This is a genomic window from Serratia sp. GW822-FHT06E05 (assembly GCF_058799445.1).
The window spans coordinates 1,290,705-1,304,484 of the sequence record NZ_JBXALM010000001.1; the positions used below are offsets into that span (position 1 = coordinate 1,290,705).

Genomic DNA, 13,780 nt, shown 5'->3' on the forward strand with positions numbered 1-13,780 from the left:
CCCTATGATTTTTAAGCCACAGTCAGGCATCCTGCTCGCTCATCCCCAGGCGCTTACTCCAGTAAGTAACTTGGGGTTAGCGAGTGCTGGTAACCACGCTGTAGCTTGAAAGGCGACCGGGTATTTATGTTTTTATATTACGACAAGGAGCTTTCCCCGATGTTGCAGCCAGTTTCCCTGATCGCCAGTGCCGTGTTATCCGCCTTATTATGCTCAAGCGCCTTCGCCGATGAGACGCCGGCCAACGCTGCCGGACTTTCCGAGCGTGCGGCTCGCGGCAATATCGTTGAACCCGGCGGAGCACGTCGCCTGAGTGGTGATCAAACCGCGGCATTGAAAGCTTCGTTGTCTGATAAAACGGTCAAGAATGTGATTTTGCTGATTGGCGACGGCATGGGCGATTCGGAAATCACTTCGGCACGCAATTATGCCGAAGGCGCAGGCGGCTATTTTAAAGGCATCGATGCCCTGCCGTTAACCGGCCAATACACCCATTATTCGCTGGACAAGAAAACCCACAAGCCGGATTACGTCACTGACTCCGCCGCCTCGGCGACTGCCTGGTCCACCGGCGTCAAAACCTATAACGGCGCGCTGGGCGTTGACGTTAATGGCAAAGACCAACCGACCTTATTGGAAATTGCCAAAGCGGCGGGTAAAGCCACCGGCAACGTTTCCACCGCAGAGTTGCAAGACGCCACACCTGCGGCGCAGATTTCCCACGTCACCTCGCGTAAATGTTACGGCCCGGAAGAGACCAGTGAAAAATGCGCAACCAACGCGCTGGAAAATGGCGGCCGCGGTTCGATCAGTGAGCAGTTACTCAAAGCCCGCGCCGACGTCACCTTAGGCGGCGGAGCAAAATCCTTTAATCAGTTAGCCAAAAGTGGCGAATGGCAGGGAAAATCACTGAAAGAGCAGGCAACTGCATTAGGTTATCAGTGGGTGGAAAACCTCGATGCCCTGAACGCCGTTAACGTCGCCAATCAGCAAAAGCCGCTGTTGGGGCTGTTTGCCGCCGGCAATATGCCGGTACGCTGGCAGGGGCCGAAGGCCAGCTATCACGGTAATCTCGACCAGCCGGCGGTGACCTGTCAGAACAACCCGGCACGTACGGCGGATATCCCGACGCTGGCGGTTATGACCGAGAAAGCCATCGACCTGCTGAAAACCAATAAAAACGGATTCTTCCTGCAGGTTGAAGGCGCATCGATCGACAAACAGGATCATGCCGCCAACCCGTGCGGCCAGTTCGGGGAAACTGTCGATCTGGATGAAGCCGTGCAGAAAGCATTGGAATTCGCCCGTGCCGACGGCAACACTCTGGTGATCGTCACCGCTGACCATGCTCACTCCAGCCAGATTATCGCCGCCGACGCCAAAGCGCCGGGCCTGACGCAAATGCTGACCACCAAAGATGGCGCGCCGATGACCATCAGCTACGGCAACTCGGAAGATGATTCGCAGGGCCACACCGGCACCCAGCTGCGTGTTGCCGCCTACGGCCCGCATGCCGCCAACGTCGTCGGTCTGACCGATCAGACAGATTTGTTCTATACCATGCGTGACGCCATGGCGATCAAGTAAGCTAACGACCCCGTCCACTGATTAATTAAACCCTGTTCATCGTTGCTCACGTCGGCGATGAACAGGGTTTTCGCCGTTTGAAACCTCCAGGCTACTGCTATATTGTGGGACCTGTATTCCTCGCAAAAATGTTCTGCCCTGTCCGTAAACAAACCAATGTGATCCCACCCGACAATAAGGATGAGCTCTTGCATTTGATTACCCTGCCCTTCACCACCGAACGCCTGCAACTGCGCCGCTTCACGCTCGACGATCTCGAAGCCTACTCGACTTACCACCGTTTGCCGGAGGTCTATCGTTATCTGTATGCCCCCACCCCGGACAGCGCGCAACTGGCCGATCAGCTTGCTCAGGCGATAGCTTCGCGCTTCAGTCAGGACGGCGATATTTTTTATTGCGCCGTCACCCTGAAGGACAGCGGAGAGTTGATCGGTGAAGTGTTGTTGAAACTGGCTAACCGCGCAGCATTACAAGCCGAGATCGGTTATATCTTCAGCCCGGTTTATGCCGGTAAAGGTTATGCTAGCGAAGCTGTGCAAGCGGTGTTGGATCGGGGGTTTAACCAAGTGGGCTGTCACCGCATTTTTGCCCGGCTCGATGCTGCCAATCAGGGGTCTATCGGGGTCGTCGAACGTCTGGGGATGCGCAAAGAGGCGCACCTGCGACAAAACGATCGTTTCAATGGCCAATGGGGTGATGAACTGATTTATGCACTGCTGAAAGAAGAGTGGCCGTCGGCAGCAATAAAGGCCCGCCGCTAAGCGTCAACCAGCATCTTGGCCGCACTGAAATGCCCGGCGGCCATTTTCATTTTGTTACCTGCTGCTATTTGCCATTATTCCATAAATATTGTGTGATATTGGGATATCGTTTAAATCAGCGGCAATTAGACCTTATTAATTTAGCGGTTATATTTAAATAAAAATAATAAATGAATGATTCCTGCCTTTAATGGGCTTTTTTTAGTTACAAAAGTAGTTTTTAACAATATTGCAAACAATAATATCCCCGCAGTAACCAGAGTTGAACAACCTGTCCCCAGACAGCCTGTAATAATCCACTTTTCGTTAAGAAAACGATTAACAAAAAGACATTATCACTGTCACTCGGCTTAGCCGGGCGGGTTAGTTTTACTTATTTCCAGGGTAACTCCCGATAAATTCTTTCACCTGCAATGAGTAGAATTTACACACAAGAGATTTGATTCAATGAGAAAATTACTCGTCCTGATCTTCTGTCTGAACCTGTTTGGCGTTACGCAACAGGCGACGGCGGAAGAGAATAAGTCCGTTGATGTGGTACTGATCGGCGGTGGCATCATGAGCGCCACGCTGGGGACCTACCTGCATGAGCTGGAGCCAAACTGGTCCATCGACATGTATGAGCGCATGAACGGCGTGGCTGAAGAAAGCTCCAACGGCTGGAACAACGCCGGTACCGGTCACTCCGCCTTCGCTGAAATGAACTATACCCCGGAAAAAAAAGACGGCACCATCGACATCAGCAAAGCCGTGGTGGTTAACGAGTCTTTTGAAATCTCGCGTCAATTCTGGTCTTATCAGGTGAAAAATAACGTCCTGAAAGATCCAAAATCCTTTATTAACAGTGTGCCGCACATGAGCTTTGTCTGGGGTGACGACAACGTCAACTTCCTGCGCAAACGCTATGCCGCACTGCAACACAGCACCCTGTTCCGTGGTATGGAGTACTCAGAAGACCCTAACCAGATTAAACAGTGGGCTCCGCTGGTGATGAACGGCCGCGATCCGGCGCAGAAAATTGCTGCGACCCGCATGCCGCTGGGTACCGACGTTAACTTTGGCGTGATCACCCACCAACTGGTGGACACGCTGACCAAAAACCCGAACTTCAAGCTGAACCTGAGCCATGAAGTCCGCGACATCAAGCGCAATGCCGACAACACCTGGCGCGTCACCGTGGCCGATCTGAACCGCGACGGCAAAGAAACCACCGTGAATGCCAAATTCGTGTTTATCGGTGCAGGCGGTGCTTCTCTGACGCTGCTGCAGAAAACCGGCATTCCCGAAGCCGAAGGCTACGGTGCCTTCCCTGTCGGCGGTCAGTTCCTGGTCACCACCAACCCGGAAATCGCTGACCAACACCTGGCCAAGGTTTATGGCCTGGCCAGCGTAGGTTCACCGCCGATGTCGGTTCCGCACCTGGATACCCGCATGCTGGACGGCAAGCGTGTCTTGCTGTTCGGACCGTTCGCCACCTTCTCCGGCAAGTTCCTGAAAAACGGTTCACTGTTCGACCTGCTGCACTCCCTGAGCACTTCGAACCTGATGCCAATGACCCACGTCGGGCTGGACAACTTCGACCTGGTGAAATACCTGGTGGGTCAGTTGATGATGAACGACGACGATCGTTTCGCTGCGCTGAAAGAGTACTTCCCTGAAGCCAAACAGGCAGACTGGAAACTGTGGACCGCCGGCCAACGCGTGCAGATCATCAAAAAAGATGCAGATAAAGGTGGCGTACTGCAGTTCGGTACCGAAGTGGTCAGTTCCGAAGATGGCAGCATTGCCGCTCTGCTGGGTGCATCACCGGGCGCATCAACTGCCGCACCGATCATGCTGCACCTGATGGAGAAAGTGTTCAAAGATAAAGTGGCTACGCCGGAATGGCAGAGCAAACTGAAAGAGATCATTCCGTCTTACGGCCACAAGCTGAACGGCGATATTGAAATGACCAACAAGATCCGCGGCTACACCAGCAGCGTCTTGCAGTTGGACTATATCGAAGTGAAGCCGGAAACTAACTGATCCCCGCCTTTCCCCTCTTTGCTCAAGGCCGCCACGTGCGGCCTTTTTCATTTCCCTGCGACCCAAAGAGCACGTTTAGCCACCTTTTTCCTCCGGGTTAACACTTGCGTAACCCGTCTCCGCGGCCTATTATCAAAGTACTAGCTTGGATAATTACTGTTACCTACTGTGACCTGAATGTCGTACCCGCAGGAGAACTAAAACAATGGATCGCGTTAATATCATTCACGATTTGCTGGACTGGATTGAAACCCATCTGGATCAGCCGTTACTGTTAGACAACGTAGCGGCGAAGTCAGGCTACTCCAAGTGGCACCTGCAAAGGATGTTCCGCAGCACTACCGGGCATGCTTTAGGCAGTTACATCCGCGAGCGTCGACTGTCGCAAGCCGCGCAAGCACTGCGTTCGACCCCGCGCCCTATTCTCGACATTGCCCTGCAGTTCCACTTTGATTCTCAGCCGTCTTTTTCACGCGCATTTAAAAAACAGTTCGGCAAAACGCCGGCGGTTTATCGTCGCACAACTCGCTGGGACGTCGCAGAGATGCACCCGCAGCCGATAGAACCGCTGAACGGGCATCGCCATGAGTCCCCTGGCGTGCATCTGTGGTATGCCGGTAAATGCCTGGACAGTGTCTGTACCAACTGGGTTGGTCAACACTGAGATAAATGGCATTAAAAAAGGGGTTCAGCCTGCGCTGAACCCCTTTTTTTATTGAGCAATCTTACTTAAAGGTGACGTCGATATTGGCCGACGCGGTGAATGGCCCCACCTTCGGGTTGGTATTCAGCCATTTCAGGCTAGCCATGAAGTTCTTTTCAACGGTGCTACCATTGACCAGGCCCAGATCAACCGGGGAATTCATCTTGATTGGCGTGTTTGGTGTCGCCGCCTGCGAAATCAAGATACCAAATCCGCTGTCGCTGGTTGGCAAGATCGTCGTAGCGTCCTGCACTGGATAAGTGGAGCTGAAACTGGCCTGCAGTGTCTCGCCCTTGCAATCCTGACCGGTAGCCGGATCAGACATATTGGCGCTGACCGAGAACGGTACTTGTTTTTCTATCTTGCCAGCTACCGCATTCTGACGCGGAATGGTGCCAAAATTCACGGTTGAGCCATTGTTAGCCACTACGGTGATTTTCGGATTACAGGAAATAAACTGAATATTTCCCAGACCGTTAATATAGGCATTGAAGTTGCTGCCGACCACGTTGTTGAGACCGCCGACCCCATCAACCTGAAATACGGAATAAGTGCCATTGTTGGTGATTTTCCCACCAGCAGGCGGAGGTGCCCCTGTCGCCTTGATATAAAGCGAGTAGGTCACCGTCACACTCAAGGATTGGGCTGGTTTGGCACAACCACCGCGACCATTTGGACGACATTGTGTACCCGGACCAACATCCTGTCTTGCGCCATTGGTCAGCTTATAATCCACGCTGTTGTAGTTGACACCAACCTCGATAGATTTGTCGATATTGCGCATATCCTTCTTCGGATCCCAGTAAAGATAGGCATTTTCGCCTTTGGGGTAATCACGGTCATCGACACATTGGAAAGTCGATGTGAAGGTTTGCGAGCGCCACAGCAGAGCCCCCGCCGCCGTATTAGCGGTTGACACTTTAATTGGCTTATCCAGCGTAATAATCTGACTGACGCTGCCATTCTGCTTACAAGACAGCGCAAAGCTGCTCTGCGAGAACGTCCCCAGCGTGACCAGCAGCCCTGCCGCCAGCCCGAGGTTTTTATGTTTTAACAACAAAGAAGACATATTCATTCCTTTTACGGTTTTCCGCAGGTCAGCGAAAGTTCCTGATAGCCCATCAGCTGTTCGGTCGCCGATTTCAGTTCCGGCACCACCAGTGAACAGCTGTCGCCGGCATCGCTGCCCCATTTAACCAACAGGCGATCCCCTGCGGATGCGCCGGAGATATAAATATCCCCATTGGTACCTACGGTACCGTTGTTCTTGCCGTCGGCGCTAAACACGTTGGCGCCGATTGGCGGTACGCTGCCGTCCAACAGTTTACTGTGTACCAGCAGGCTTTGGCCGGTATGCGTTTCAAATTTCACGCGGGTAATGGCGCCATATGTCGGTACCACGTCGCGGGCCGCCATCGGGATATCCAGGCCGTTGCCGATATCCTCAGTGCGCAACGCCACGCGGTTATGACGATAAGGTGAGGCCGAGGTCATTACCGCGTAACCGAAGCGGTCGATAGCCACACCCGGCTGGTTTTCCAGACGGACGCCCTTGGCATCTTTGGCCTCAACCAGCACAAAGGTATTTTGCAGCGGCTGGGTCAGCGTCACGCCGCCGGAGTGCGCCACGATACCGCCCGACACGCCCAGGGTAGACTGCTGGTAATCATTGCTGTAGCTGTAACCGGCATTGACGGTACCCATGCTGCCCTGGTAGCCGACGTTAGCCGAGCTGGTTTGGCCGGAGTAACGATCGTGGCCACTTTGCACCGCGTAGTTCAGGCGGTTATCGTCCAGCGCGGTACCACTCAGGCCAGCGCTGTATGTATTACCGCTCTGCTTGCTGTGACCGGCGTTGAAGCTGGCCGTCATATCAGACGAATCGCGGCTGAAGAAGCTGAACGGAATAGAGACGCTCATGTTGATGCTGCGATCTTTATAACCGTAGTTGCTGCGGCTGTCCTGATAGAACACGCCGTAGCTGATATTTTTGTAGCTGCTGTTAAAGCCGGTTTGAACCGTACGATCCTGGCCGGAGCCGCCCCAATATGACTGGTTGCTGATATTGGTGTACAGCGTTGAGTTACCGGCAATACGCTGGTTGATCGACAACTCTACACGCTGGCGTTTGTTGTTGAAACGGCTGGTGTAATAGGTACGACGACGTGATTCTGCCCAATCCGGCACGCCCAGATTGCGGTCATTCTCATCGTAGTAATCGTTACGGTAGACGCCGTTTTCATAGCGATCGCGTTCCGCAACCGCATCAGAGAAATCATAGTAACCGGAGGTCGAGTAACGGTAACCGGCGATCTGGAATTCGGTGCCCCAGTCGTTGAGCGATTTGGAGTACAGGAAGCGGAAGCTCTCCCCCTGTTTGTCGTCACCGTTGACCAGGTTGGTGTCGGAATAGGACATATCGAAGGAAACTGCCCCCCAGACACCCATGTTTTTACCCATACCCACTACCGCCGAACGGTAATTTTCCGCGACCAGCACCCCACCATAAGGCGTGATGTCATACGCCATGCCGTGGGACAAGGTGCCTTGCACAAACTTCGGCTGGTATTTGGTGGTGCCGTCATGGTATTTACCGGCGGTCATCTGGTAGTCCCAGATCCCTTCGCGCAGCATGTTCGGCACGGAAGAGAACGGCACCACGAAAGAGGTTCTTGAACCGTTGGCCTCAATGACCGTGACGTTCAGGTTACCGCTCAAGGTGCTCGGGAAGATGTCGGTCAGCGCAAACGGACCCGGCGGCACGTTGGTGCTGTAAATGGTGTAGCCGTTTTGGCGGATCTCAACGCGGGCGTTGGTCGACGCCACGCCACGGACCACCGGCGCGTAACCGCGCTGGCTTTCTGGCAGCATATCGTTGGCGCTGGAAATCTGCACACCGCGGAACTGAATGCTGTCGAATACATTGTTATTGGTGTTGGTCTGGCCAATCACCAGACGGCTGCGCAGGGAAACGATGTCGGTTTCCGCCCAGCTTGAAACGGTATTCCAGTGCGTGCCGGCACCCGACTGCTGATTCAGCGTCGAGTTGTTACGCAGGCGCCAATTACCGACATTGATGCCGTTGTTCAGGCTCAGGAAGTAGTAGTCGGATGTTTTATCGTTGGCGTTATTACGGTAATTATTATGGTTGCCGCTGAAGTTATAGTTAACGAAACCGGCGTTAATCCCGCGATCGTAAACCTTCGGCGAGATGGCACCCTGTGGACGCGGCTCCAGGAATATCTGCGGCACTTCCAAATCCATACGCTGTATGGCTGCGTCGTAGCTCAGCTTGGCACCCGAAATTTGCTGTGACAAAGCGTAGCACTGCGCGGCGCCTTCGGTTTTCATATCGCCCGGCAGTTTTACACCGTAGTCCTGGTAATCCTGCGCAGTCAGGCAAGGCGTTACCGGCGTGTCTTTGGCGTCTTTTTTGAATTCGATGTCACGGTGATCGATACGCTGTCCGTTCAGGTAAATATCGAACGGATATTTACCAGGCAGGATATCATCGCCGCTGGACAACGCTGCCACTTGGGCAATGTTGTCATCGCCATGGATGAAGGAGGTGTTGAACTGCTCCTCCGCCATGGCCATATGAGAGAATGAAAATGGCACCGCAGAAAAATAAATTACACCATTAATCAGCCTGACCAAACGTTTTGGCGTGAGGGTTGTTATTCTTTTATGTGCCATTTTTTGTTCATTCCTTGAAGGGCTTAAATCAATTTAATGCAACGTTCTTAATCTCGGTGTGGCCGCCGTAATCGTTGATATAGGTGAACGACATACTGTTGGCCGACTGCGCGCCCTGTGGCAGAGCTATCCGCAGGCTATCTTGCGGTTTCACCATGTCGGCATTCACTTTCCAGCTTTTGCCACCGCTTTTCAGCGTCAGTACACCCAGCGTCACAAACAGTGGACCATTGTTGGTCACCACCAGATTGCTGCCCTGACGCTGCCATTTCAGTGCCTCTGCCTGCTGTTGCAGGTTGGCCTTCAAGGCTTCTGGGCGGTAGAACAGTTTGATACGGGTACGGATCGCCACCTGCAGCACGTTGTCTTGCTTAGGCGTTGGCGGAATTTCCTGTACGTTTACCCAGAGCAGACTTTCTCTGTCCTGCGGTAACCCGCTGCCGGAATAAATAAAGCGCAGAATTGCGTCTTTTTTGGCAGCCAGTTTTAAAATAGGTGGAGTGACCACGATCGGTAAATTCTTCGGCATCTGGCTTGAATCGCCAGTATCCAACCAGGTTTGCACCATATAGGTGTCGTCGCTGTCATTGCTGATTGAGAGCGATGCGGATTTACTTCCGCTGTTATAAATTACGCGCGTCGAATCAACCTGAATTCCGGCAAAAGCATTTACGGAAAACGCGAATAAAATACAAGAAAGCACTTTTTTCATCGGAATATCTCAACTCTCAGAATTTAGCCGTCCGTGGCCAATAGCTCTATCTATCCTGCCAGCGAATTAAATTACTTGTATTCGATGGTGAAGGTAGCGTTAGAGTTTGCCTGACCCGCAGTTACCAGATCCTGGTAAGATTTATAACGAGCGCGCAGGTTGAAAGTCGCAGAACCTGGGTTGTCGCCATCAGCAGCAACAGAAACGGTCGCTGGGGTAGCAACTTCCTGAGAGATTGGCAGAGTTGCGCCGTTGTTATCCAGGATTTCAACGCCAACGCCGTTAGCGCCGCCAGTTACAGCCAACAGCTCTGGGTGGCCAGCTGGGGTGTTACCGTCGAAACGCAGGGTGTAGTTACCCGCTTCACATTTCTCCAGGCTAATATCGAAAGCTTTAGCACCGCTGGTAGAACCAGAAGTTGGGAATGCGGTAGTAGGGTATTTACCCAGGTAAACTTCTTTATTCTGGTCTTTATCAACAACTTTACAGGTGGACTGTACGATTTCACCGGTGAATTTAACGTTGCCGCTTGCAGCAGTAGCGTTATAAGCAGTAGCAGACAATACCAGCGCGGCCAAAGGCAATAATACTTTTTTCATTTCCAGCTCCATAGAAAAACAATAAAATAATCGATTCAGTGACAGACGAATATATAGTTCCCCGGCACTGAGCATACACTCAGCGATAGCACTCCTTGCTTAAAAGGAGTGTTGCCTCGATGAACCCATTGCCGGACGAAATATAGACTAAGCGCATTCTTATTGTTAAATCGTTTAAAACATTCATAACCCCCCTCTTGATAGGAATAAACTATCAACAAATACCTATCGATCGATGTTGACGATTCAATCGAATAGGAATAATCTGTGTTTTGGAAAGTCATGCAGTCAGACATTTTTCTTTAAGGCCTGATTAACAGCATATTATTCCGTATATTTACATTTTGTTACCTTTTGAGCCCTTTGGACTTCACGACTAAATGCGCGTTAAATGGTCTGCAAGCGACATTTCACAATCACGTCGCACCAAATAAGACATTTACCTATAAACAGCCTGATATTGAATTAATTTTAGTTAAAAAACAGGTAGTTACATATCAATCAAGGGATTGAGGAATGCGCAGTTCTTTTAGAGAGAAAAATAACGGAATTAATTATGTTTTCCAGCCAATGTTCGCAAAATCCGGACAATTGCTGGCCGTTGAGTGCCTATCTCGATTCACTTTTAATAGTGAATATGCGCATTTCTCTCCTGAACAGTTCTTTCGTACTGCCGATAGCGAGACCCGAATTGAGATTCTGTTAGACCAGGTCAGTCTGATAGAGAAATATAATCACTGGTTTCGTGAAAATCAGGTTATAGCTACGCTGAATGTAGATGACCATTCTCTACGCTCGTTGGCCAATAGTCATTTTGCAGAAAGAATTAACGCCACTCGCTGTATACATTTCGAAATCAGTGAGAACTCAACCCGTTTGGTTAAAGATCGCGTTCATGGCGATCCTTCACTAAAGAGCTATTCATTTTGGCTCGATGATTTTGGTTCTGGCTATGCGGGTTTTTCCGCGCTGTATAACAGCCAGTTCCGCTTCGTTAAACTCGACCGCTTTTTGTTATGGGACTTTATGAAAAAGTCCGGCGGCGACGGTTTAATGCGCGCTTTATTGCGCTTTTTTTACCTTAATCATTACAAGGTAATTATTGAAGGGGTTGAAACCCCCGAGCATAAAAAATGGCTGGACGAAATGCCATATTACGCACTGCAGGGAAAGCTGTGGAAGGAATCCGACATCAAGGATTTGAACTCGCTTCTTACAGCTGAATACTTTTAACTCATTATGGGTGTTTGCCATTATGTCTAAAAACAATGTCCTTGTTATTAGTGAGTGTAAGTACAGCTATGTCGGCCTTTCGGTGTTACTGAAAAAACATTACGGCAAGTACGATATCAGACTGTTTTCAGATTTTATGCACGGTGGCGCCAAGGCGGAGAAAATAATTAAGCACGACATCGCCCTGATCTTCACCTCACAAAATCTGGAGCAAAGCGTTAACGTCATTGAAAGCCTGGTGTCTTTGCATCAGCAATACAACTCCAAAACGCGTCTGTTGGTGTTTTATGACGATGAACGCGTGGTGAAACTATTGTCGATCCTGGGCATCTCCGTTGAATTGGTGTCTACACGCATTCCACTTTATTCGCTGCAGGAAAAAATACAGAACCTGCTGGAAAGCAAAGAGCCCGGGGGGATAAAAATGCAGAAAACCCGCGAGCTTAGCCCGGCGGAAAGCGACGTTATCTTCAACCTGTTGCGCGGTGACAGCCTGCTGCATATTGCCCAAAAGCGCGGCACCCACCCCAAAACGATTTTCTCTCAGAAATACAGTGCGATGAAAAAGCTGCGTCTGCGCAGCATGAGCAGTATTTTCGTTGCCAGCAAGTAACTCCTTCTCCCGTTCAGGCTGCCACCCGGCGGCCTGAAGGGCGGACTCATCGTTAAATTAATGTAACAATCAACGATAAAGCAGTAACAGCCACATAACACTCCTGTCTATTGGTTAGGATCCGCTCAGCAAACTTTCTGTGAGCCATGTCGTCTGGACTAATAAAAACATCAGGAGATGTTATGAAGTCATCATTATTCAGCCGTTATACCTGCCTTGTGTTGAGTCTTTTGCTGACGTTGGCGTCTTTGGCGCTGTTGTCCCATAGCCCCTGGTTTTGGCTACCGACGATCATTTTTGGTGGTCTGAGCGCTCTGGGCATTTATGATCTGACCCAACAACGCCACGCCATCTGCCGAAACTATCCGATCATCGGCCGACTGCGCTTTTTCTTCGAGTTTATTCGCCCGGAAATACGCCAGTACTTACTGGAAGAAGATAACGCGCAGATCCCGTTTTCACGTACCCAGCGCACGCTGGTTTACCGACGCGCCAAAAACGAAATGGGCGATAAGCCGTTCGGTACCCAGTTGGACGTTTATCAAACCGGCTACGAATGTATCGGGCACTCCATGCGTCCGGTCGAAGTATCTGACCCCACCAGCTTCCGCGTGACGATCGGCGGTCCAGATTGCAGCCAACCCTACTCCGCGTCGATCTTTAACATCTCCGCCATGAGCTTCGGCGCCCTGTCGGCCAACGCCATTCGCGCCCTCAACCTCGGCGCGGCAAAGGGCAATTTCTACCACGACACCGGCGAAGGCAGTATCAGCCGTTATCATCGCGAAAATGGCGGCGACCTGGTCTGGGAATTGGGCAGCGGCTACTTCGGTTGCCGCACCGCCGACGGCCATTTTGATCCGCAACGCTTCACCGAGCAGGCTAAAAAACCGCAGGTGAGAATGATTGAAATCAAGCTCAGCCAGGGGGCTAAACCCGGACATGGCGGCATACTGCCGGCGAAAAAAGTGGATGCGGAAATCGCCGCAACGCGCGGCGTACCTGAAGGAGTCGACTGTATTTCTCCGGCTTCGCACAGCGCCTTCAGCACCCCAATTGAAATGATGCATTTCATCCAGCAGCTACGTGAATTGTCCGGTGGCAAACCCGTGGGCTTCAAACTCTGTATCGGCCACCCGTGGGAATTTGTCGCCATCGCCAAAGCCATGCTGCAAACCCAGATCTTGCCGGACTTTATCGTGGTGGACGGCAAAGAAGGTGGAACCGGCGCTGCACCGCTAGAACTGTCCAACTATATGGGCATGCCGCTGCGCGAAGGGTTGTTATTCGTCCATAACACCCTGGTGGGCTGCGGACTGCGCGACAAAATCAAGATTGGCGCCAGCGGTAAAATCATCAGCGCCTTCGATATCGCCAGCGTGCTGGTGTTGGGCGCCGACTGGGTGAACTCAGCCCGTGGTTTTATGTTCGCCGTCGGCTGCATTCAGTCGCAAAGCTGCCATACCAATCACTGCCCTACCGGGGTCGCCACCCAGGATCCACTGCGACAGAAAGCCCTGGTGGTGCCAGACAAGGCCGAACGCGTTTATCACTTCCACCAGAATACGGTGAAAGCGCTGGCAGAAATGCTTGCGGCGGCGGGCGTCAGCCGCCCTGAGCAGTTGACTTCGCATCATATGCTGCGCCGTATTACCTCAACCGAAATCAAGGTCTACGCCGACATCTATTACTACCTGGAGCCTGGTGCACTGCTGCAAAAAGAGATCGAAAGCGATTTTTATGCGCGCATGTGGCGCATGGCGACGCCAAACAGTTTCGATCAGGCGATCGCCCTGCCGGCTTAAGGGGTACGTTTGTACCTGCTGAGGTGAAAGATAACGGGAATGAATT

The 13,780-nt window shown here is 51.7% G+C and carries 11 protein-coding genes; 7 read left to right on the forward strand and 4 right to left on the reverse strand.

What is annotated here, in order from left to right; genetic code table 11:
• Positions 1 to 159: 159 nt before the first annotated feature.
• From phoA to AC1RKC_RS06075, 4 genes are all read left to right on the forward strand, one after another.
• Positions 160 to 1,587 (forward strand): alkaline phosphatase, encoded by a 1,428-nt coding sequence (gene phoA / locus AC1RKC_RS06060; protein ID WP_308530469.1) that lies wholly within the window; start codon positions 160 to 162, stop codon positions 1,585 to 1,587.
• A gap of 188 nt (positions 1,588 to 1,775) precedes the next feature.
• Positions 1,776 to 2,348: a GNAT family N-acetyltransferase gene (locus AC1RKC_RS06065; RefSeq protein ID WP_493091861.1), complete on the forward strand. Its 573-nt coding sequence runs from the start codon at positions 1,776 to 1,778 to the stop codon at positions 2,346 to 2,348.
• 447 nt (positions 2,349 to 2,795) lie between these two features.
• Positions 2,796 to 4,373: a malate:quinone oxidoreductase gene (locus AC1RKC_RS06070; RefSeq protein WP_020825962.1), complete on the forward strand. Its 1,578-nt coding sequence runs from the start codon at positions 2,796 to 2,798 to the stop codon at positions 4,371 to 4,373.
• A gap of 205 nt (positions 4,374 to 4,578) precedes the next feature.
• Positions 4,579 to 5,037 carry a helix-turn-helix domain-containing protein gene (locus AC1RKC_RS06075; protein ID WP_044549267.1) on the forward strand — a complete coding sequence of 153 codons (459 nt, stop codon included), beginning with the start codon at positions 4,579 to 4,581 and terminating at the stop codon, positions 5,035 to 5,037.
• Positions 5,038 to 5,098: 61 nt separating this feature from the next.
• Here the strand turns inward: AC1RKC_RS06075 and AC1RKC_RS06080 are convergent, their stop codons facing one another.
• The 4 genes from AC1RKC_RS06080 to AC1RKC_RS06095 all read right to left on the reverse strand — a co-directional run bounded on the left by AC1RKC_RS06080 (position 5,099) and on the right by AC1RKC_RS06095 (position 10,083).
• The gene (locus AC1RKC_RS06080; RefSeq protein ID WP_020825960.1) at positions 5,099 to 6,145 is read right to left on the reverse strand and encodes a fimbrial protein; all 1,047 of its coding nucleotides are present in this window, start codon (positions 6,143 to 6,145) and stop codon (positions 5,099 to 5,101) included.
• An 11-nt stretch (positions 6,146 to 6,156) separates the two neighbouring features.
• Entirely contained in the window at positions 6,157 to 8,772 is a 2,616-nt protein-coding gene (locus tag AC1RKC_RS06085; protein WP_020825959.1) for a fimbria/pilus outer membrane usher protein, read from the reverse strand.
• 28 nt (positions 8,773 to 8,800) lie between these two features.
• Positions 8,801 to 9,484, reverse strand: a complete 684-nt coding sequence (locus AC1RKC_RS06090) for a fimbrial biogenesis chaperone (protein WP_020825958.1) — start codon at positions 9,482 to 9,484, stop codon at positions 8,801 to 8,803.
• Positions 9,485 to 9,555: 71 nt separating this feature from the next.
• On the reverse strand, positions 9,556 to 10,083 hold the full coding sequence (locus AC1RKC_RS06095; RefSeq protein WP_012005952.1) for a fimbrial protein: 528 nt from the start codon (positions 10,081 to 10,083) through the stop codon (positions 9,556 to 9,558).
• 516 nt (positions 10,084 to 10,599) lie between these two features.
• Between AC1RKC_RS06095 and AC1RKC_RS06100 the strand changes: the two genes are divergently transcribed.
• The 3 genes from AC1RKC_RS06100 (at position 10,600) to AC1RKC_RS06110 (ending at position 13,734) form a co-directional block, all read left to right on the forward strand.
• Positions 10,600 to 11,316 (forward strand): EAL domain-containing protein, encoded by a 717-nt coding sequence (locus tag AC1RKC_RS06100; protein WP_020825956.1) that lies wholly within the window; start codon positions 10,600 to 10,602, stop codon positions 11,314 to 11,316.
• A gap of 22 nt (positions 11,317 to 11,338) precedes the next feature.
• Entirely contained in the window at positions 11,339 to 11,929 is a 591-nt protein-coding gene (locus AC1RKC_RS06105) for a LuxR family transcriptional regulator (RefSeq protein WP_020825955.1), read from the forward strand.
• Between the two features lie 182 nt (positions 11,930 to 12,111).
• Positions 12,112 to 13,734 (forward strand): FMN-binding glutamate synthase family protein, encoded by a 1,623-nt coding sequence (locus tag AC1RKC_RS06110; RefSeq protein WP_234529089.1) that lies wholly within the window; start codon positions 12,112 to 12,114, stop codon positions 13,732 to 13,734.
• Positions 13,735 to 13,780 lie beyond the last annotated feature (46 nt).

What these genes read in the sequence shown, in the direction of transcription:
- AC1RKC_RS06070 (WP_020825962.1), top strand. Translation starts at nt 2,796, where the DNA reads ATGAGAAAATTACTCGTCCTGATCTTCTGTCTGAACCTGTTTGGCGTT.
- AC1RKC_RS06095 (WP_012005952.1), bottom strand. Translation starts at nt 10,083, where the DNA reads ATGAAAAAAGTATTATTGCCTTTGGCCGCGCTGGTATTGTCTGCTACT.
- AC1RKC_RS06090 (WP_020825958.1), bottom strand. Translation starts at nt 9,484, where the DNA reads ATGAAAAAAGTGCTTTCTTGTATTTTATTCGCGTTTTCCGTAAATGCT.
- AC1RKC_RS06080 (WP_020825960.1), bottom strand. Translation starts at nt 6,145, where the DNA reads ATGTCTTCTTTGTTGTTAAAACATAAAAACCTCGGGCTGGCGGCAGGG.
- AC1RKC_RS06105 (WP_020825955.1), top strand. Translation starts at nt 11,339, where the DNA reads ATGTCTAAAAACAATGTCCTTGTTATTAGTGAGTGTAAGTACAGCTAT.
- AC1RKC_RS06075 (WP_044549267.1), top strand. Translation starts at nt 4,579, where the DNA reads ATGGATCGCGTTAATATCATTCACGATTTGCTGGACTGGATTGAAACC.
- phoA (WP_308530469.1), top strand. Translation starts at nt 160, where the DNA reads ATGTTGCAGCCAGTTTCCCTGATCGCCAGTGCCGTGTTATCCGCCTTA.
- AC1RKC_RS06085 (WP_020825959.1), bottom strand. Translation starts at nt 8,772, where the DNA reads ATGGCACATAAAAGAATAACAACCCTCACGCCAAAACGTTTGGTCAGG.
- AC1RKC_RS06100 (WP_020825956.1), top strand. Translation starts at nt 10,600, where the DNA reads ATGCGCAGTTCTTTTAGAGAGAAAAATAACGGAATTAATTATGTTTTC.
- AC1RKC_RS06110 (WP_234529089.1), top strand. Translation starts at nt 12,112, where the DNA reads ATGAAGTCATCATTATTCAGCCGTTATACCTGCCTTGTGTTGAGTCTT.